We start from the raw sequence: 19,392 nt of genomic DNA, 5'->3' as shown, positions 1-19,392 counted from the left end.
CGGAAACATCTCAGGAAAGGGCCGTCATCGGCCTTTCCGTGGTCACCGTCGCCGTCGTCGTGGTTTTTCTGGCGTTCGCCGGCGGCCCCGGCTACTACGTCGACGAGCTCTATTTCCGGGTCGCCGGCGAGCACCTCGCGTGGGGGTACGTCGACCAGCCGCTGCTCGTCCCCCTGCTGGCCCGGCTGCAGATCGTGCTGTTCGGCGACTCGCTGACCGCGATCCGGGTCGTGCCGGCGCTGCTGACCGCCGTGTCGGTGCTGGTCACCGGGCTCATCGCAGGCGAACTCGGCGCCGGACGCCGGCTCCAGGTGCTGACCGCGTGCGTCTGCGCCGCCACGCTGGCCACGCTCGCCGCCGGGCACGTGCTGCACCCGACCGCCGTCGACCACCTGGTGTGGATCACGGCGTGCTGGCTGGTGATCCGCGTCCTGCGGACCGGCGACGAGCGGCTGTGGCTCGCCGTGGGCGCGGTCGTCGGCGTGGGGCTGCTGGCCAAGTACCTGGTCGTGCTGCTGATCGTGGCCCTCGCGGCGGGGCTGCTCGTCGCCGGGCCGCGGCGCGTGCTGCGCAGTGGGTGGCTCCTGGGCGGCGTCGGGGTCGCGCTGCTGATCGCCTCGCCCGGGCTCGTCTGGCAGGCCGCGCACGGCTGGCCGCAGTTCACGATGGCCGGTGAGATGTCGGCCGGGCCGGCGGGCGCCGTCAACTTCCTGGTGGGTCAGGTGCTCATGATCGGGCCCTTCCTCACGCCGGTCTGGCTGATCGGGCTGGTGGCCCTGCTCCGGCGGGCCGAGTGGCGGCCGTACCGGCTGGTGGCGGCGGCGTACCTCGTCGTGGCGCCGCTGCTGATGCTGCTCGGGGCCGAGCCCCGCTACACCGAGGGGCTGCTGACCGTGCTGGTGGCGGCCGGGTGCGTGCGGGCTGCGACGCTCGGCCGCCGCCTGTGGCTGGGGGTGGCGGCGGTGCTCAACGGGGTGCTCGCGGCGCTCATGGTGCTGCCGGTCCTGCCCATCGCGACGTACGCCGGGAACCCGGTGCTGGCCGTGCTCGGCGAGGAGCAGTTCGGGGAGACCGGCTGGCCGGACCTGGCCGCGCAGGTGTCCGCCGTCCACCGCGCGCTGCCGGCGGACGAACGGCGGCGGGCCGTCGTGTACGCCCAGAACTACGGCGAGGCCGGGGCCCTGGCCCGGTACGGCGGCGCGTACGGACTGCCCAGGACCTACAGCGCCCAGAACTCCTACGCCGACTTCGGGCGTCCGGCCGACGACGTGGACGTGGTCGTCGCGGTCGGGGTGGACCGGGCGTCGTTCTCGGCGCTGTTCGGACAGTGCGAGGCGCGCGGGCGGCTCACCTTCGACGTCCCGCACTTCGAGGAGGGCAAGGAGCTGCTGGTGTGCCGGGGGCCGCGCCTGCCGTGGGAGCGGACGTGGCAGCGGTTGCGGTGGACGGGCACCTTCTGAGCCGGTCATGACGGCTCGGTCCCCGGACGCCAGGACGAGTAGGCGCGCAGGCCGTACAGGAGGGGTACGGCCGGCGCGCACCGCTCGATGCCGTACACCTCGCCGAAGACCACGACGTGGTCGCCGGCCTCCACGGTCCGCGCGACCCGGCAGTCGGCGACGGAGTGGGACTCCTCCACCAGGTGCGGCCCGCCGTAGGCGGGGCGGGCGGACCAGCGGACCCGGTCGAAGCGGTCGGTGGCGCCCGAGGCGAACAGTTCGGCGGTGTCGCGGGCGTGGGCGTGCAGCAGGTTCACGGTGAACTGCGCGGTCTTGAGCATGGCGTGCAGCGTGGGGCTGAGGCTGCGGGCGCAGACCAGCAGCGTCGGCGGGTCGAGGGTGACGCTGCACACCGACGAACAGGTCATGCCGCGCGGGCTGCCGTCGGGGTCCGTCACGGTCACGACGGCGACGCCGCTCGGGAAGGTGGACATCAGCGACCGGAATCGGTCGGGGTCGACCGTCGGCGTCATGGGCAGGGCCTCCACCAGCGGGAGATCCGTCATCGCAAGCCTCCGTTCTGTGCGACGGGTACCGGGGCCGTCCCGCGCGGCCGTCGCGGCCGCTGGAGGAGGGCGTACGACGGGCCGGTCGCCGCCGTGGTCACCAGCGCCATGACGGCGAGCGCGAGGAACATGGCCGGGGTGAGGATCCCGGCCTCGTGGCCGATCTGCAGCACGACCAGCTCGGTCAGGCCCCGGGTGTTGAGCAGCACGCCCAGGCGGAGCGCCATCCCGGGCGGCTCGCCGCCGAGACGGGCCCCCGCGTACGCGCCCCCGACCTTGCCCGCCATGCCGAGCAGCGTGACCAGGACGATCGCCGCCCAGGGGGCGACCGCGAACGGCTCGGCGAACACGGTGAACCCGGTGACCACGAAGAACACCGGGACGAGCAGCCGCCCGGCGCCCGCGACGAGCCGTACGGGCCGCGCCCACGGATCCTCGCCGCCGCCCCTGGCGGGCCCGTCGGCGGGAGCCGGGGCCGTCAGGGGCAGGGCGAGGGCGGCGAGGGCCGCGCCCAGGATCTCGGTCAGCCCCCACGAGCGCATCGCCGCCGCGGCGGCCAGCGCCCACACGGCGAGGAGCACCGCCGCGGCCCGAGGGACGCGGGCGGGCAGGCGCAGCAGCGGGGCCGTGCCCAGCGCCCGCCGTACCGCGACCGCCCCCGTCAGGGCCGCGGCGGTGACGGCGGTGAGCACGGCCACGTTCCCGAGGCCGCCGGTCGCCAGGCTCACGGCCAGCGCGACCAGCAGCCAGGCCACCGCGTCGGTGACCGTGGCGACCGTCATCGACAACACGCCCGCCCGGGTGCCGACCAGGTCGCGTTCGGACAGGATCCGCGCCAGGACGGGGACGGCGGTGACCGACAGCGACACCGCCAGGAACACGACCAGCGCGGACGCCGGGGCCGTGCCGCGCAGGCCGGGCTCGTCCCCGGCCAGCGCCCACACGGCCACGGCGGATCCGGCCAGCATCGGGACGGCGAGCGCGCCCGCCGCGGTCCAGCCCACCGCCCGGCCGCGTACGAGAGGCGCGGCCAGGCGCAGCTCGTGGATCACGCCGACCAGGTAGAGCACCAGGCCGGCGTGCCCGCACCAGCTCAGCCAGTCGAGGGGCAGCGCCCGCGCGGCGCCGGGACCGGCCACGGCCACGACCAGCGGGCCCGCCGCCATCCCGAGCGCCACCTCGCCGATCACGGCCGGCTGGCGCAGTGCTCCGGCCAGCAGCCGCCCTGCCCAGGCGAGGAGGAGGACCGCCGCGAGCACGACGCCGAACAGGGCGATCCGCGCCGGTCCCTCGGCCGGGATCATCGTGTCCGGCTCAGCTCGGGTCGCCGTCCGGGCAGCGTGTCGCCGTTGAGTGCGGCGATGTACTCGTACTGGCTGGGCAGGTTGGCGACCAGCGCCTCGGCCTGCTCGCGGACGAGCCGCAGCTCGCGTTCCGCGCGGCCGTGGTCGAAGTGCCGCAGCGCGGGCGGGGCCTGCACCGGGACGCCGCCGAGCCCGAGCAGCATGGCGATATAGGAGTAGGACTCGAAGCCGTGGTAGTGCGGGAAGACCGTCTCGCTGTCGGGCAGGCGCGCCTGCCACAGCTCAAGGCGTTCGGCCAGCCCGTCGGGGACGGGCCGGGTGGCGGCGTCCTTCCAGTAGTCGTTGTCGGAGCGGGCGGCGGCGTGGTAGTGCAGCGCGAGGAACTCGCGCACGCCGTCCATGACGTTGGCGACCTGGCGGTTGTACGACTCGCGCAGCCGGTCGTCCCAGCGGTCGGCGGGGAAATGCTTGACCAGTTGCTCGATGGCGTTCTGGATGAAGAACAGGCCGGTCGACTCCAGGGGCTCGACGAAGCCGCTGGACAGGCCGACGGCCACGCAGTTGTTCACCCAGGAACGCTCGCTGCGGCCGATCCGCATGCGGATGTGGTTGGCCTCCAGGTCGTCCGCCTCGGGGCCGACGAACTCGCGCAGGGTGCGTTCGGCCTCCTCGGGGGTGCAGTAGTCGCCGGCGTAGACGTAGCCGGTGCCGACGCGGCCGTACAGGGGGATGGTCCAGATCCAGCCGGCGTCCATGGCGGTGGCGGTGGTGCAGGGGCGCAGGCCCCGGGCGGCCATGTCGGCGGGCACGCGCAGCGCCACCGCCCGGTCGTTGGGCAGGCTCTCCTGGTAGGAGACGAAGGGGACGGACAGCGCCTTGTTCAGCAGCATGCCGCGGAAGCCTGTGCAGTCGATGAACAGGTCGCCGGCCAGCTCGCCGTGCTCCTTGGTGAGCACGTGGTCGATCCAGCCGCGCTCGTCCAGCCGGACGTCCACGACGTCGTCCAGGACGTGCCGGACGCCGCGCTCGGTGCCGAACCGGGTGAGGTAGGAGGCCAGCAGCGCGGCGTCGAAGTGGTAGGCGTAGGGGAACTGGGTGTTCTGCTCGGTGAGGGTGGTGCGGTAGGCGCGCTCGTCGGGGTTCTCGGTGAAGTCCTGCTCGAACAGCTCGCCCGACAGGTAGCGGGGCGAGCGCTTGGCCTCGCACAGCCAGCTGATGACGAAGCAGTCGCGGTCGAAGTCACCGCCGGGGCGGGTGCCGAGCCACCAGTCGGTGAGGGGGAAGCCGTCCACGACGCGCAGGCGTTCGAACGGGTGGTAGAAGTGGTGGCCCGGGGCGCGCCAGTTCTCGAACCGGATCCCCAGCTTGTACGTGGCGTGACACTCGGGCATCCACTCCCGCTCGTCCAGCCCGAGATAGTCGAAGAAGTGGCGGATCGTACTGAACGTGGCCTCTCCCACGCCGATCGTCGCGATGTTCTTCGACTCGACCAGAGTGACGGCGATTCGGTCGCCGAATGCCGCCCGGAGATATGCGGCGGTCATCCAGCCCGAGGTGCCGCCGCCCACGATGACGACGTTCTTTACCATTCTTGAGCCCTTGTCCATGGCGTTGGGAAACGCGCGTCGGAAGAACCGGAAAAAGGATTGGGCAGTGCTCCGACCGCCCTTTTCCGAGCGTGCCGGACGGTCCCGGTCGATTTCCAGCTCATTGACGCCGGAGCTAAACAGGGCGGTCAGACGGGTGGCGGCGGCGCGGCCCGGCAGCTCGGCATGCGGCCCTGTGCAGGGCGTTCACGGTTGCCCACAGGCGGTCATCAACTGGCGTAGATGCAAATTTCTTGATCCACCAACGCCAGTTGACTTCCCAACTGCCTCCGAGTTAGCTTGAGCAAAACTGGGGGCTCCCACCGCGGACGCCCCTCCTCGCCCAAGCCGCCCTGATTCACGCGGCCACCGCGTCGTGCGCATTTTCCCCGCGCCGCGGCGTGATCGACGAACCCGGAAAATGCGAAATGGGAGCCGCGGTGCTGCGGATTCATTTCACGGTCGAAGACCTGGCACGCCTGCGCATGGCGGCGACGCTGGGCCCGGTGACCGAGAGCGTCTTCGCCCTCGACCTGTTCGCCAGAAGCGGCGGCGCGGTCCACGGCGAGTGGCGCAGGGACGTGCGCGAACGCATGAACGGCACGGCCGGCCAGGTGGATCGGCTGGCCCGCGAGCGCCGGCCGCTCGGCGAACTGCTCGGACTGCTCGACCGCTCACCCGGCGAGTCCGGCTTCCGCGCCGGGGACGCCGCCGTCCCGTGGGCGACCGCCACCGTGCTGGCGTTCTGCCGGGCCGCGGTGCTGCCGTACTGGGGGCGGGTGCGTGCCTACCTGGAGCTCGAACGGGAGACGTTCGGGCGTATCACGATCACCAACGGCGTCGAGTGCCTGCTGGACACCCTGCACCCGAAGCTGGTCTGGAACCCGCCGGTCCTGGAGGTCCCGCACGACGAGGACCGCGACGTGTACCTCGACGGCAGGGGCCTGCTGCTCAGTCCCTCGTTCTTCCTCCAGGTCAGGCACTGCCTGTTCCTGGACAGGGAGCACGAGACCGGGCTGCCCGCGCTCGTGGTCTCGGTCCCCTGGACGCCGGCCGTGCTGTCGGACCTGGTGGCCGAGCCCATGGCCGACGACGAGGCGCTCGGCGCGCTCGTCGGGCACACCCGGGCCGCGGCCATGCAGGCGCTCATGGACAGCTGCACCACCGGCGCGCTGTCCGAGCGGCTCGGCATCTCCCTGGCCGGCGCCAGCAAGCACGCCACCGTGCTGCGCAAGGCCGGGCTCATCACCACCGCCCGCAACCGCAACACGGCCCTGCACACGCTGACGTCGCTGGGCATGGCGCTGCTGCGCGGCGGCGGCCACCTCATCTCACAACGCAACTGACCTTCCCTGGAGGACGAACGATGAGCACGAACCCCTTCGAGGACCCCGAGGGCATCTACCTGGTGCTCGTCAACGACGAGGGACAACACTCGCTCTGGCCGGCCTTCGTGGACGTGCCGGCCGGATGGGCGGTCGCGCTGCCCGAGACCGACCGGGAGCGCGCGCTCGGCTACATCAACGAGAACTGGACCGACATGCGGCCCAAGAGCCTCATCGCGGCGATGGAGGAGTGAGCCGTGCTGATCATCGAGGGTGCCGGCGAGCCCGTCCAGGACCGGATCAGGGCCGGGCAGCGCCCGCTGCGCGAGAGCCTGACCAGCCACGGGGCGCTGCTGTTCCGCGGCTTCGACGTGGGCGGCGCCGAGGGGTTCGACGCCGCCGTACGCGCGTTCTCCGGGACGCCGCTGGCCTACACCGAACGGTCGTCGCCGCGCAGCGTGATCAAGGGCAACGTCTACACCTCGACCGACTACCCGCCCGAGGAGGAGATCTTCCTCCACAACGAGAACTCCTACCAGGCCGTCTGGCCCATGGTGCTGTTCTTCCACTGCATGCGGCCGCCGGAGTCGCAGGGGGCCACGCCCCTGGCCTCCACCCGGGAGGTGCACGACACCCTCGACCCGGCGGTGCGCGAGGAGTTCGAGCGGCGCGGCTGGATGGTCGTGCGCACCTACGACGACGAGCTCGGCATGCCGTGGTCGGAGGCGTTCAACACCTCCGACCGGGACGAGGTCACCGCGTACTGCGAGCGCAACGGCGTACGGGCGACCTGGCTCGGGGACGGACGGCTGCGCACCGAGGCCGTACGCGCGGCGGTGCACCGGCATCCGGTCACCGGCGAGCCCGTCTGGTTCAACCACGCCACGTTCTTCCACGTCACGACGTTGCCCGAGGCCGTACGCGAGGGGCTGCTGGAGATGTGCGGGCAGGACGGGCTGCCGAGCAACACCTACTACGGCGACGGCGGCGCCATCCCCGATGATGTCACCGACCACCTGCGCAAGTGTTACCGGGCGGCCTCCCGCCGCTTCGACTACGCGGCCGACGACCTGCTCGTCATCGACAACATGCTCACCTCGCACGGGCGGGAGCCGTACACGGGGCCGCGGCGGATCGCGGTCGCCATGGCGGAGCCGTCACAGCCGTAGCTCCGGAAACCTCAGCCGTCCCGGTCCTCGTTCCCGGCCCGCGCCCCCGGCCCGCGGGCGGCGTCGCGGGCCGGGGCGGTTCTGCGCAGGTGCCGGTTCGTCGTGCCGAGCACGGCCAGCACCAGCAGGTCCGCGACCAGCCCCGGCACCGCCGAGAACTGGTTCACGATGAACGTGAACACCTGGCCGAACAGGATGTCGACCAGGAGCGCGAGGTAGAGCGCCTGGAAGGCGGCCGGCCGGTTCCACCGTAACCGGGCCGCGCCCCACAGGCTGAGCAGCACCGTCACCGCCGCGGACGCCGCCAGGCCGATCACCGCTCCCCACTCCCGTTCCTGGCCGAGGGAGTCGTACGAGCTCTCCAGGGCCAGGCCGACCAGGGGCAGCGGGGCCCGTACGGCGAGGTAGACCACGGCGAGCACCACCACGACCGGCCGCCGGCACAACCGCTCCAGCCAGGCCAGGGCGGCGCGCACGGCGGGGAAGCGGGGCGGTTCGCTGGAGGGCACCATGCCGAGCAGGCGGACCGTGGCCGCGTCGAGCGGGTCGCCGGAGTCCTGGACCAGGCGGATCGCGCCGCGCCGCTGCTCGATCGTCAGCCCGGAGGTGACGCCGACGAGGGCGGCGTGCAGCGCGTTGGCGGTCCGCTCGGCGCCGGTGTAGCCGGTGCGGCCCTTGAGCCACTGGGCCAGCACCACGAGGACGGCGAAGACCAGGTAGATGATGCCGGCGGCGGGCCGGTAGAAGTAGTCGTTGCGCTCGGTGACGAACTTGCCGACCTCGTCGAGGAACGTGCCGAACCCGGCTCCGCCGAGCAGCGCGCCCCACGTCCTGGCCCGCTCGCCGAGGAAGGCGAGGGTGAGGCCGAGCCCGACCGCCATCAGCAGGCCGCCCCACAGGACGTGCGCGATGTGCAGGTCGCCGGCGCCGAGCTTCGGGTAGCCCGTGCTCGCCAGCCAGGTCCTGATCAGCAACACCGCGCTGATCCCCGCGATGGCGAACACCTGCAGATGAGCCGCCGCACTCGTGATCCTTGCCAGACGTGATCGGCGCACCGGGTCCTCCTCCGCTGTCAATGACGTCGTGGGAAGCGCCGACCAGGAGCCGGGTCGTCGGCGAATTTCACTTGCGCGGCGCTTCCGCCCGGGGGCCGACACCGGCACGGGACGCTCGCTGATACCTTTTCGACGCTAGCACACCGGCTTCGTGACTGCCCTGTTTAGCTTGAGGCTCAAACACATTGAGCTCCGGCCCTCCGACGACCGAACCTTGACCGGACGGGTGTCGCCGAGGAAGGGAGCGAGTTGTGTCGACTTTCGAACTGCGGAAAGACGAGGTGACCGCGATCACGGAGCTGGCGGGCGAGCTCGCCCGGCAGCATCCGGGAGTCGAGTCCGCGAAATTCCAGGAAATCGGCCGGGTTTATGCCGACGAGCTGCCGAGACGCCTCCGCGCGGAGTTGCACGATTTTCGCCTGGCCGAGCCGTCGGGCCTGCTGGTGATCTCCGGCCTGCCGGTGGACGACGCCGCGCTCGGCCCCACTCCCGAGGACTGGAAATCGCGGCCCACGCCGTCGCCGACACTGTCGCTGGACATCGCGTTCTACCTGGTCATGAGCCTGTTGGGCGAGCCGATCGGCTGGGTGACGCAGCAGGACGGACGCATCATGCACGACGTTTTCCCGATGCGCGGCTTCGAACGCGAGCAAATCGGCTGGAGCAGCGCGGAAACGCTGGTCTGGCACACCGAGGACGCCTTCCACCCGCTCCGCACGGATTATCTCGGGCTGTTCTGCCTGCGTAATCCCGACAAGGTGGAGACGACCTTCGCCGAGGTTGGTTCGATACATCTCGACGAGGCCACAGAAGCCTTGCTCCGGGAGCACCGATTTCTCATTCTCCCGGACGACTCGCACCGTCCCGAGAATCGCGCCCCGGACCGGGACGACGACCCGAGGGTGGCCGACCTGAAACGCCGCAGTTATCGCCAGGTCGAAAGCGCGCTGACCGATCCGAAGCCGATGCCGGTGCTTTTCGGCGCCCCGGACGACCCGTATCTCTGCGTCGATCCGCACTATATGCAAGGAATACAGGGAGAGGACGAGGAGAAAGCGCTCGCCGCCCTCGCCGCGACCGTGGACGCGGCCATGACCGGGATCGTGCTCGAACCCGGCGACATCTGCGTCATCGACAACTACAAGGCCGTGCACGGGCGCAAGCCCTTCCGCGCCCGGTTCGACGGGACGGACCGGTGGCTGCGCCGGCTGAACGTGGCCAGGGATCTTCGTAAGTCGCGCGAGTTCCGGCTGGACGCGCGGTCCCGCGTCATCTACTGAGGCTAGGAGCACCGGGTGATGGACAACTCGACACGTGACGTCCTCGATCTGTTCGCCGAGCGGGTCCGGCTGGCTCCCGGCGCGACCGCCGTCTCCTCGGCCGCGGGCTCGCTCGCCTACCGGGAGCTCGACACGCGCGCGAACGGGTTCGCCCATCGCCTGCGCGGGCTCGGGGCCGGCCCGGACACGCTCGTCGCCGTCTACGCCGAGCGCGGTCTCGACCTGGTCGTGGCGCTGCTCGGCGTGCTCAAGGCGGGCGCGGCGTACCTGCCGCTGGATCCCGGCGTGCCGGCGAGCCGCCTCGCCGTCGTGATCGACGACGCGGGCGCGCCCGTCGTCGTCACCCAGCGGGCGCTGCGCGAGCGGCTGCCCGTGACCGCGGCGCGGGTGGTGTGCGTGGACGACGATCCCGCGCCGTTCGCCGACGCGCCGCCCGCTTCCCCGGGCCGTCCGGCGGACCTGGCGTACGCGATCTACACCTCCGGCTCCACCGGCCGTCCCAAGGGGGTGCTCGTCGAACGCCGGCAGCTCGCCGCCTACCTGGCCTGCTGCCTGCGGGACTACCCGGGGCTGGCGGGCACGGCGCTGCTGCACTCGTCGATCTCGTTCGACCTGTCGGTGACCACGCTGTGGGGGCCGCTCGTCGCGGGCGGGCGCGTCCACGCGGGCACGCTCGACGAGCCGGGCGGCGTCCGGCCGTCCTTCCTGAAGATCACCCCGAGCCACCTGCCGCTGCTGGAGGACGGGTCGCCGGACGCCTCCCCGGAGCGCGGCGAGCTGGTGATCGGCGGCGAGGCGCTGCACGGCGACGCGATCGGCCGCTGGCGCGCAGACCGTCCCGGCGTGACGGTGGTCAACGAGTACGGCCCCACGGAGACCACGGTCGGCTGCGTGGCCTTCCGCCTCGAACCCGGCGACGGCACGCCCGGCGGCGCGGTGCCGATCGGCCGGCCCATGTCCGGGTCGCGGGCCTACGTCCTCGACGCCCGGCTGCGGCCCGTCCCGCCGGGTGAACGGGGCGAGTTGTACGTCGCGGGCGCCGGGGTGGCCCGCGGGTACCGGGGGCGTCCCGGCGGCACCGCCGAACGGTTCGTCGCCGACCCGTACGGGACGGACGGCGAGCGCATGTACCGCACCGGGGACGTGGTCCGCCTGCTGCCGGACGGGGAGCTCGAATACCTCGGACGGGCGGACGACCAGGTCAAGCTCGGCGGGCACCGGATCGAGCCCGGCGAGATCGAGGCCGCCCTGACCCGGCATCCGCGCGTGGCCGCCGCCGCGGTCGTCGCCGACGGCGACCGCCTGGTGGCCCACATCGTCCCCATCACCCGGCCCATTACCCGGCCCATCCCCCAGCCCGCCACCACCTCCGAGGCACCCACGGCCGTCCCTGCCGAGGCGCCCTCGGGCGCTCCGGGCGGTGCGTCTCTTGAGGGGGCGGCTGGGCCGTCGCCCGAGCAATTGCGGGCGTTCCTCGCGCGGGACCTGCCCGAGTACATGATCCCTTCGGTGTTCCAGCCCCTCGACCGGCTCCCTCTCGCGGCCAGCGGCAAGGTGGACCGCGCCGCCCTGCCCGCCACGGGCCCCCAGGGCGCCACCGGCTACACGCCTCCCGGCGATCACAAGGAACGGGTGATCGCCGAGTTGTGGGCCGAGGTGCTGGGCCTGGACCGGGTGGGCGTGACCGACGACTTCTTCGCCATCGGCGGCAACTCCCTGCTGGCCTTCCGCGTGGTGCCGCGCATCCGTGCCGCGCTCGGCACGAGCCTGTCCCCCCGGGCGATCTTCCGCGAACGCACGGTGGCCGCCCTGGCCGCCTCCCTGAAACCGGACGAGAACCACGCCGAGAACGGCGACGAGAACCACGCCGGGAATCGGGACGGGGTTCGGGACGGAGTGCGAAACGAGGGGCGCGCCGAGAGCCGCGACGAGGCGGGCGACGCGGGCACGGACGTCGTCACCCCGCTTCCGCCCGGACACGACGCGCCGCTCTCCTACGCCCAGCGGCGTTTCTGGTTCTTCCACGCGCACGACCCCGGCGGCACCGAGTACAACGTCCGGTTCGGCTACCGGCTGAACGGGCCGTTCGACCCCGAGGCGCTGCGCACCGCGCTCGGCGAGCTCATCGCCCGGCACGAGCCGCTGCGCACGACGATCGAGGACGGCGGCGCCGACCCCACGCGGGCCGAACCCGTACAGAAGGTGCACGCGGACGTCGAGGTGCCGCTGACCGTCACCGACGTCGCCGGCCTGCCCGGCGAGGAGCTGGACCGCATGTTGCGGCACGAGGTGACCCGGCCCTTCGACCTGGCCCACGGCCCCGTGCTGCGCCTGGCCGTGCTGCGCCTGGCCGCCGAGGAGCACCTGCTGGTGCTGAGCCTGCACCACTCGGTGATCGACGCCGTGTCCATGCGCGTCCTGGCCGACGAACTGGGCCTGCTCTACGACGCCGCCCGCCACGGCCACCGGGCCACCCTTGCGCCGCTGCCCGTCCGGTACGCCGACTACGCCGCCTGGCAGCGCGACCGCTGGACCGACGACAGCCTGGCGGACCAGCTCGACCACTGGCGTCGCCGGCTCGACGGGATCACCCCGCTCGACCTGCCCGCCGACCGGCCGCGCCCGGCCGTACGCAGCTCGGCGGGGGCCGCGCACCGCTTCACCGTCCCGGCGGAGCTGGCCTCCGCGCTCGGGGACCTCGCCGCGCGTACCGGGGCGACGCCGTTCATGGTGCTGGTCGCGGCCTGCCAGGTGCTCCTGTCCAGGTACGCCGGCCAGCGGGACGTCTCGGTCGGCACCCCCGTCTCCGGACGCGACCTGCCCGAGCTCGAACCGCTCATCGGCTGCTTCATCAACACCCTGGTGCTGCGCTCCACCGTGGACGAGCGCGCCACGTTCGCCGAGTTCCTGGGCGCGGTGCGGGAGACCGTGCTGAACGCGTTCGCCAACCGGGACGTGCCCTTCGACCGGCTGGTGCGCGAGCTGGACGCCGAACGCGATCCCAGCAGGACGCCCCTGGTGCAGGCCATGGTGGCGTTGCAGAACGCGCCGCCGAAGACGCCGCGCTTCGCCGGGGCGCGCACCGAGCCGTACGGGCTGCCGCACGTGTCCTCGATCTTCGACGTCACGCTGGAGTTCGTCGAACGCGAGGACGGCGGCGCGCTCGACGCGATGATCGAGTACAGCACCGACCTGTTCGAGGCCGCGACCGCCGAGCGGATGGCCGCGCACCTGATCGCGCTGCTGGAAGCGGTGACCGCGACCCCGGACCGCCCCCTGGCCCGCCTCCCCCTGCCCCCCACTCCCCGGACCGCCCCCGTGCTGACCGGGCCCGCCGTTCCCGCTGCCGGTCGCGGCGGCGGGCGGGCCGGGCGGCCGGTGCATGTGCAGGTGAGTGAGTGGGCGCGGGTCGCGCCCGACGCCGTCGCGCTGGAGTGGGACGGCGGCACCCGCACCTACGCCGACCTCGACCGGCGCGCCGACCGGCTGGCGCACCGGCTGCGCGGCCTCGGCGTGGGCCGGGGCGTGCCCGTGGTGGTGTGCATGGAACGCGGCCCGGACATGGTGACCGCCGCCCTCGGCGTGCTCAAGGCGGGCGGCGCGTACGTGCCGCTCGACCCCGGCATCCCGGCCGAGCGGCTGGCGTACGTGATGGCCGACACCGGCGCGCCGATCCTGCTGGCCGACGAGGACCACGAGGGGCTGCCCGTCGTACACCCCGGCGACATGGAAGCGAGCGACCGCGCCGGCGCCGGGCCCGATTGCGTGGCGGAGCCGGGCGACCTGGCATACATCATCTACACCTCCGGCTCCACAGGCCGTCCCAAGGGTGTCATGATCGAGCACCGCGGCCTGGCCGACCTGTGCGCCTGGCACGTGGCGGCGTTCGGGGTGGTGCCCCGGGACCGGGCGTCCCAGGTGGCCTCGCTCGGGTTCGACGCCGCCGTGTGGGAGGTCTGGCCCTACCTGTGCGCGGGGGCCCGCGTCGCCTTCCCCGGCCAGGACGCGCTCGACGACCCGGACGAGCTGGTGGCCTGGTTCACCGCCATGGGCACCACGATCTGCTTCCTGCCGACGCCCCGGCTGGAGACCGTGCTCGACCTGCCCGCGATCGACGGGACGGCGCTGCGTACCGTCCTGACGGGCGGCGACGTGCTGCGCCGCCGGCCTCGGCCCGGCGTCCCGTTCCGGCTGGTCAACAACTACGGGCCCACCGAAGCCACCGTCGTGGCCACCGCCGGGGACGTGAGCCGGGAGGGCGAGGGGCTGCCGCCGATCGGCCGCCCGCTGACCGGCAGCGCCGGGTACGTCCTGGACGCCTATGCCAACCCGGTCCCGGAGGGCGTGCCCGGCGAGTTGTATCTGGCGGGGCCCGGGCTGGCCAGGGGCTACCTGAACCGGCCCGGCCTCACCGCCGAGCGCTTCGTCGCCGACCCGTTCGGCCCTCCAGGCGGACGGATGTACCGGACCGGGGACCTGGTCCGGCGGCTGCCTGGCGGCGAGCTGGAGTACCTGGGGCGGAGCGACGACCAGGTGAAGATCCGCGGTTTCCGGGTGGAGCCGGGCGAGATCGAGGCCGCCCTCCAGCGCCACCCCTCGGTGGGCGGCGCGGTCGTGCTGGCCTCCCCAGGACGCGACCGCCTCAACGGGTACGTCACCCCGGCGGGCGACGCCGAACCCGACGCCGCCGCGCTGCGCGCCTTCCTGGCCGGGTCACTGCCCGACCACATGATCCCCGCCGTGATCATGGTGCTGCCCGCGTTCCCGCTGACCGAGCGGGGCAAGGTGGACCGGGCGGCGCTGCCCGAACCCGGCGCGCGGGCGGGAACGGCGGCCTACGTCGCGCCCTCGGGGCCCGTGCAACGGGAGCTGGCCGCGATCTGGGGCGAGGTGCTGGGCGTCGAGCGTGTGGGGGCCGAGGACTCCTTCTTCACGCTGGGCGGCGACTCGATCCTGGCCATCCAGGTCGTGTCCAGGGCGCAGCGCGCCGGGCTGCGGCTCACCGCGCGCGACCTGTTCCGGCGGCAGACCGTGGCGGCCCTGGCGCCGTACGTGCGGCGGGCCGAGCAGCCCGCGAACCCCGCCGCCGAGGATGCCGCCGACGGCGGGCCCGCCCCGCTGACGCCGATCCAGCGTTTCCTGTACGACCGGTTCACCGTGCCGGGGACGTTCCACCAGTACGTGGAGGCCGAGCTGGCGGCGGACGTGGACGTACGGGCGCTGGGCGTGGCGGTGTCCGCCCTGGTCACCCGGCACGCCGCGCTGCGGACACACTTCACCCGGCACGACGGCGAACGATCCCAGCACGTCACCCCGCCACCGGCCGGGAACGTCCTGCGCCACGTCCATCTCGACGACGAGACCGACGAAGGCGACGCGCGAGGCGTGATCGCGCGCGAGAGCGAGGCCGTGCAGCGTGGCATCGACGCCGAGCGCGGGCCCGTGTTCGCCGCGGTGTTGTTCACCGGCTCCGGCGCGCCTCGGCTGCTGCTCACCGCGCACCACCTCGTCGTGGACGGCGTGTCCTGGCGGGTGCTGCTCCAGGACCTGCACACCGCGTACGGGCAGGCCGTCCGCGGCGAGCCCGTCGACCTGGGCGCGGAGACCGCCTCCTGCGTGAGCTGGTCCCGCGCCCTGGCCGCCCACGCCGCCGCCGGCGCCTTCGACGGCGAACTCCCCCACTGGACCCGGGCGGCCCGCACCTCGACCGGAGCGACCGGAGCGACCGGAGCGACCGGCGCCCTGGACGTCCCGCTGGACCGCGAGGGGGCCAACCTCGTGGCGTCGGGACGGCGTACGACGGTGTCGCTGGACGAGGAGACCACCCGCGCCCTGCTGCGCGACGTCCCCGGCGTCTACCGTACGGAGGTCAACGAGGTGCTGCTGGCCGCGCTGGCCCGCACCCTGGGCGACTGGACCGGGCGTACGGACCTGCTGCTGGCCACCGAGGGCCACGGCCGGGAGGAGATCTTCCCCGGCACCGACCTGTCCCGCACGATCGGCTGGTTCACCACCTACTTCCCGCTGGCCCTGCGCCTGCCCGACGGCGGCGACGACGGCGGCGGCGGCTGGGGCGAGCTGTTGAAGAGCGTCAAGGAGCAGGTCAGGACCGTCCCCGGCCGCGGCTTCGGGTACGGCGTGCTGCGTCACCTGCGCGGCACCGCGCCCGATTGCCACCCCGGCGTCTGCTTCAACTACCTCGGCCGGTTCGACCCGCCTCTGGGCGACCTCTACCGGGACGTCGCGCCCATCGGCCTGTTCCAGGACCCCGGCGACGTCCGGCCGCATCTCCTGGACGTCGTCGCCGCGGTGCGCGCCGGCCGCCTGGAGGTGACCTGGGAGTACTCGGCCGACCTGCACGACGAGGCGACCGTCGCCCGGCTCGCGGACGGGTTCGCCGCGAACGTGACCCGGCTGGTACGCCACTGCGCCGAGCCGGGCGCGGGCGGGCGTACCCCGTCGGACTACCCGCTGGCGGGGCTGGACCAGGCGAGCCTGGACCGGCTGATCGCCGACGGACGCGACGTGACCGACATCGCCGACGTCTACCCGCTCACCCCCGGCCAGGCCGGCATGCTCTACGAGTGCCTGGCGGCCGGCGACGACCTGTACGTGGCCCAGTTCGGCATGCTGCTCGACGGCGTCACCGACCCCGGGACGCTGGCGCGGGCGTGGCAGTCGGTCGTGGACCGGACGCCCGTGCTGCGCACGTCCCTGGTCTGGGAGGGCCTGGACCATCCCGTGCAGATCGTGCACGGGCGGGCCAGCCTGCCGGTCGTCCGGCACGACTGGCGCCGCCTGCCCGAGGACGAACGGCGGGCCGCGCTGGCCGCCCTCCTCGCCGCGGACCGGGCCGAGGGCCTGGACCTGACGGCCGCGCCGCCGTCCAGGCTGGCGGTCATCCGGCTGGACGACGACACCGTGCGCGTCGTGTGGACCCTGCACCACATCCTGCTGGACGGCTGGAGCGTGCACCGGCTGCTGCGCGACGTGCTGGCCGCGTACGCCCGGCTCTCCGGAGAGGGCGACGGCGGCGCGCCCGAGCCGCGCCGCCCCTTCCGCGACTACGTGGAGTGGCTGGCCGGCCGCGACCTCGCCGCGGACGAGACGTACTGGCGGGAGGCGCTGGCCGGGCTCACCGCCCCGACGCCGCTGCCCTACGACCGGCCGCCCGGCAGGGAACACCGTCCCAAGGCGGCCGGACGGGTCCGCGCCGCCCTGCCGCCCGACCTGACCCGGCGGCTGGCCGACCGGGCCGCGGCGGCCGGCCTGACGCTCAACACGCTGGTCCAGGGCGCGTGGTCGATCCTGCTGTCCCGGCACAGTGGCGAGCCGCGGGTGTGCTTCGGCGCCACGGTGTCGGGCCGCCCCGAGGACCTGGACGGCGCCGAGTCCATGATCGGCATCTTCATCCAGACGCTCCCCGTCCACGTCCACGTGGACGGCTCCCGCCCGCTGCTGCCCTGGTTGCGCGAGCTCCAGGAGTCGCAGGCCGGGGCGCGGGAGCACGAGGCGGCCTCGCTCACCCGGATCCGCGCGTGGAGCGACGTGCCGCCGGGGACGGCGCTGTTCGACAACATCGTGGTCTTCGAGAACTACCCGATCGACTACGCCGCCCCCGGCCCGCGCCTGCGGGACGTGGACGCCGCCGAGGCGAACGGCTACCCGCTCGGCCTCGTCGTCTACCCGGGCGAGGAGCTGTCGTTCGTCCTGCTCCACGACGAGGAGCTGTTCGACGCCGCGACCGTGCGGCGGCTCGGCGAGGGCCTGTCGGCGCTGCTCGGGCAGCTCGCCGCGGACCCCGGCGGGACCGTGGGGTCGCTGAGCGCGGTGAGCGCGCGGGAGCGGCGGCTGACGCTGACGGAGTGGAACGACACCGCGCGCGACTACCCGCGCCGGACGGTCCACGAGCTGTTCGCCGAGCGGGCGCGGGAGATGCCCGGCGCGGTGGCGGTGCGCGGCGGCGGCGCGGAGCTGACGTACGGGGAGCTCGACCGCCGTGCCGGGGAGCTGGCGGGGGTGCTGGCCGGGCTCGGCGTGCGCGCCGAGTCGCGGGTGGCGGTGTTGCAGGGACGCTCGCCGGACGCGCTGGTGTCGATGCTGGCCGTGCTCAGGGCGGGCGGCGCGTACGTGCCGCTGCATCCGGACTTCCCGGCCGAACGCATGCGGTGGATCCTGCGGGACACGGGCGCGGTCGCGGTGCTGACCGACCGGTCGCTGGCCGGGCGCGCCGCGGACCTGGGCCTGCCCGCCGTCGAGGTGGACGGCGACCTGCCCGTGCCTGATCCCGCCGCCCGGCCCTGCTCGTTGCCGGGCTCGCTGGCGTACGTCATGTACACCTCGGGCTCGACCGGGTTGCCCAAGGGCGTCGCGGTCACCCACGAGGACGTGGTGAGCCTGGCCTGGGACCACCGCTGGCGCGGCGGCGGGCACGACCGGGTGTTGTTCCACTCTCCGCACGCCTTCGACGCGGCCACGTACGAGATGTGGGTGCCGCTGCTGGCGGGCGGCGAGGTGGTGGTCGCGCCCGGCGACCTGGACGCGCGGCGGCTGCGGGCGCTGGCGGCCGAGCACGGCGTCACGGGGATGTTCCTCACGGCGGCGCTGTTCAACCTGTTCGCCGAGGAGCTGCCCGAGTGCTTCGCCGGGCTGCGCGAGGTGTGGACGGGCGGCGAGGCGGCCTCGCCGCAGGCGCTCGCGCGGGTGATCGGCCGCTGCCCCGGGACCACGTTCCACAACGGGTACGGACCCACCGAGACCACCACATTCGTCACAACCCGGGAGATGACCCCCGAGATCGTCCGGACCGGACGGGCGCCGATCGGCCGTCCCATGGACAACACCCGCGCCTACGTGCTGGACGCCGCCCTGGCGCCCGTGCCCGTCGGCGCGCCGCGCGAGCTGTACCTGGCGGGCTCCGGCCTGGCCAGGGGCTATCTCGGCAGGCCGGCGCTGACCGCCGAACGCTTCGTGGCCGACCCGTTCGGCGGCGGCGGGCGGCTCTACCGCACCGGGGACCGGGTCCGCTGGACGCCCGAGGGCGATCTGGAGTTCCTCGGCCGGGTGGACGGCCAGGTCAAGATCCGGGGCTTCCGGATCGAGACGGGCGAGGTGGAGGCCGCGCTCCTGGCGCATCCCGGGGTCGCCGAGGCCGTCGCCATGGCCAGGCAGGACACCGCCGGACGCCGGACGCTGGCGGCGTACGTGGTGCCGGCGGCCGGCGGGCCCGCGCCCTCGCACGAGGAGCTGGCCGCGAGCCTGGGCGCGCGGCTGCCCGCGTACATGGTGCCCGCGGCGTTCGTGTCCCTGGACCGGCTGCCGCTGAACGCCAACGGCAAGGTGGACCGCGCCGCCCTGCCGGAGCCCGCCCCGCCACGGGAGAAGGCGGAGTCGTACGTCGCGCCGCGCAACCCGACCGAGGAGGCGCTCGGCCGCATCTGGGAGCAGGTGCTCGGCCTGGACCGGGTGGGCGTGCACGACGACTTCTTCGCGCTGGGCGGCGACTCGATCACCAGCCTGCGGGTGACGTCGCGGGTGGGACCGGCCTTCGGCGTCGAGCTGTCGCCGCGCGACATCTTCCTGACGCCGACCGTCGCCGGGCTGTCGGAGGTGGTGCAGGACAGGATCCTGGACTCCCTGGAAGAGGCGGTCCACCGGTCGTGACGGCG

The 19,392-nt window shown here is 73.5% G+C and carries 10 protein-coding genes; 6 read left to right on the top strand and 4 right to left on the bottom strand.

What is annotated here, in order from left to right; translation table 11 throughout:
* The first annotated feature begins 38 nt into the window (after nt 1-38).
* Nucleotides 39-1,460 carry a glycosyltransferase family 39 protein gene (locus DMB42_RS29090; RefSeq protein ID WP_185844920.1) on the top strand — a complete coding sequence of 474 codons (1,422 nt, stop codon included), beginning with the start codon at nt 39-41 and terminating at the stop codon, nt 1,458-1,460.
* A 5-nt stretch (nt 1,461-1,465) separates the two neighbouring features.
* Here the strand turns inward: DMB42_RS29090 and DMB42_RS29085 are convergent, their stop codons facing one another.
* From DMB42_RS29085 to DMB42_RS29075, 3 genes are read right to left on the bottom strand one after another with little or no spacing between them, the layout of a single operon-like run.
* On the bottom strand, nt 1,466-2,005 hold the full coding sequence (locus tag DMB42_RS29085) for a flavin reductase family protein (RefSeq protein WP_221762399.1): 540 nt from the start codon (nt 2,003-2,005) through the stop codon (nt 1,466-1,468).
* Nucleotides 2,002-3,309: a cation:proton antiporter gene (locus DMB42_RS29080; RefSeq protein WP_125638385.1), complete on the bottom strand. Its 1,308-nt coding sequence runs from the start codon at nt 3,307-3,309 to the stop codon at nt 2,002-2,004. The genes DMB42_RS29085 and DMB42_RS29080 overlap by 4 nt, the downstream gene beginning before the upstream one ends.
* On the bottom strand, nt 3,306-4,898 hold the full coding sequence (locus DMB42_RS29075; protein WP_125638383.1) for a tryptophan halogenase family protein: 1,593 nt from the start codon (nt 4,896-4,898) through the stop codon (nt 3,306-3,308). Before DMB42_RS29075 ends, DMB42_RS29080 begins: the two co-directional genes overlap by 4 nt.
* Nucleotides 4,899-5,335: 437 nt before the next feature.
* Here DMB42_RS29075 and DMB42_RS29070 point away from each other — a divergent pair, with 437 nt between their 5' ends.
* The 3 genes from DMB42_RS29070 to DMB42_RS29060 are packed head-to-tail and all read left to right on the top strand — an operon-like array spanning nt 5,336 to nt 7,389.
* A complete protein-coding gene (locus DMB42_RS29070; protein WP_125638380.1) occupies nt 5,336-6,241 on the top strand; it encodes a helix-turn-helix transcriptional regulator in 906 nt (301 codons plus the stop codon).
* A 20-nt stretch (nt 6,242-6,261) separates the two neighbouring features.
* A complete protein-coding gene (locus DMB42_RS29065) occupies nt 6,262-6,474 on the top strand; it encodes an MbtH family protein (RefSeq protein WP_125638378.1) in 213 nt (70 codons plus the stop codon).
* A 3-nt stretch (nt 6,475-6,477) separates the two neighbouring features.
* Nucleotides 6,478-7,389 carry a TauD/TfdA family dioxygenase gene (locus DMB42_RS29060; RefSeq protein ID WP_221762398.1) on the top strand — a complete coding sequence of 304 codons (912 nt, stop codon included), beginning with the start codon at nt 6,478-6,480 and terminating at the stop codon, nt 7,387-7,389.
* Nucleotides 7,390-7,400: 11 nt separating this feature from the next.
* Here DMB42_RS29060 and DMB42_RS29055 read toward each other — a convergent pair whose 3' ends face one another.
* Nucleotides 7,401-8,444 carry a hypothetical protein gene (locus tag DMB42_RS29055; RefSeq protein ID WP_185844919.1) on the bottom strand — a complete coding sequence of 348 codons (1,044 nt, stop codon included), beginning with the start codon at nt 8,442-8,444 and terminating at the stop codon, nt 7,401-7,403.
* 251 nt (nt 8,445-8,695) lie between these two features.
* Here DMB42_RS29055 and gntD point away from each other — a divergent pair, with 251 nt between their 5' ends.
* Together gntD and DMB42_RS29045 are read left to right on the top strand one after the other, a co-directional pair.
* A complete protein-coding gene (gene gntD / locus DMB42_RS29050; protein ID WP_125638375.1) occupies nt 8,696-9,724 on the top strand; it encodes a guanitoxin biosynthesis L-enduracididine beta-hydroxylase GntD in 1,029 nt (342 codons plus the stop codon).
* 18 nt (nt 9,725-9,742) lie between these two features.
* Entirely contained in the window at nt 9,743-19,387 is a 9,645-nt protein-coding gene (locus DMB42_RS29045; protein WP_125638373.1) for a non-ribosomal peptide synthetase, read from the top strand.
* Nucleotides 19,388-19,392: the final 5 nt, after the last annotated feature.

This window comes from Nonomuraea sp. WAC 01424, from assembly GCF_003947315.1.
Classification (GTDB): domain Bacteria; phylum Actinomycetota; class Actinomycetes; order Streptosporangiales; family Streptosporangiaceae; genus Nonomuraea; species Nonomuraea spiralis.
Note: the sequence above shows the minus strand (reverse complement) of the source record. Positions and strands in the feature narration are given on the sequence as shown.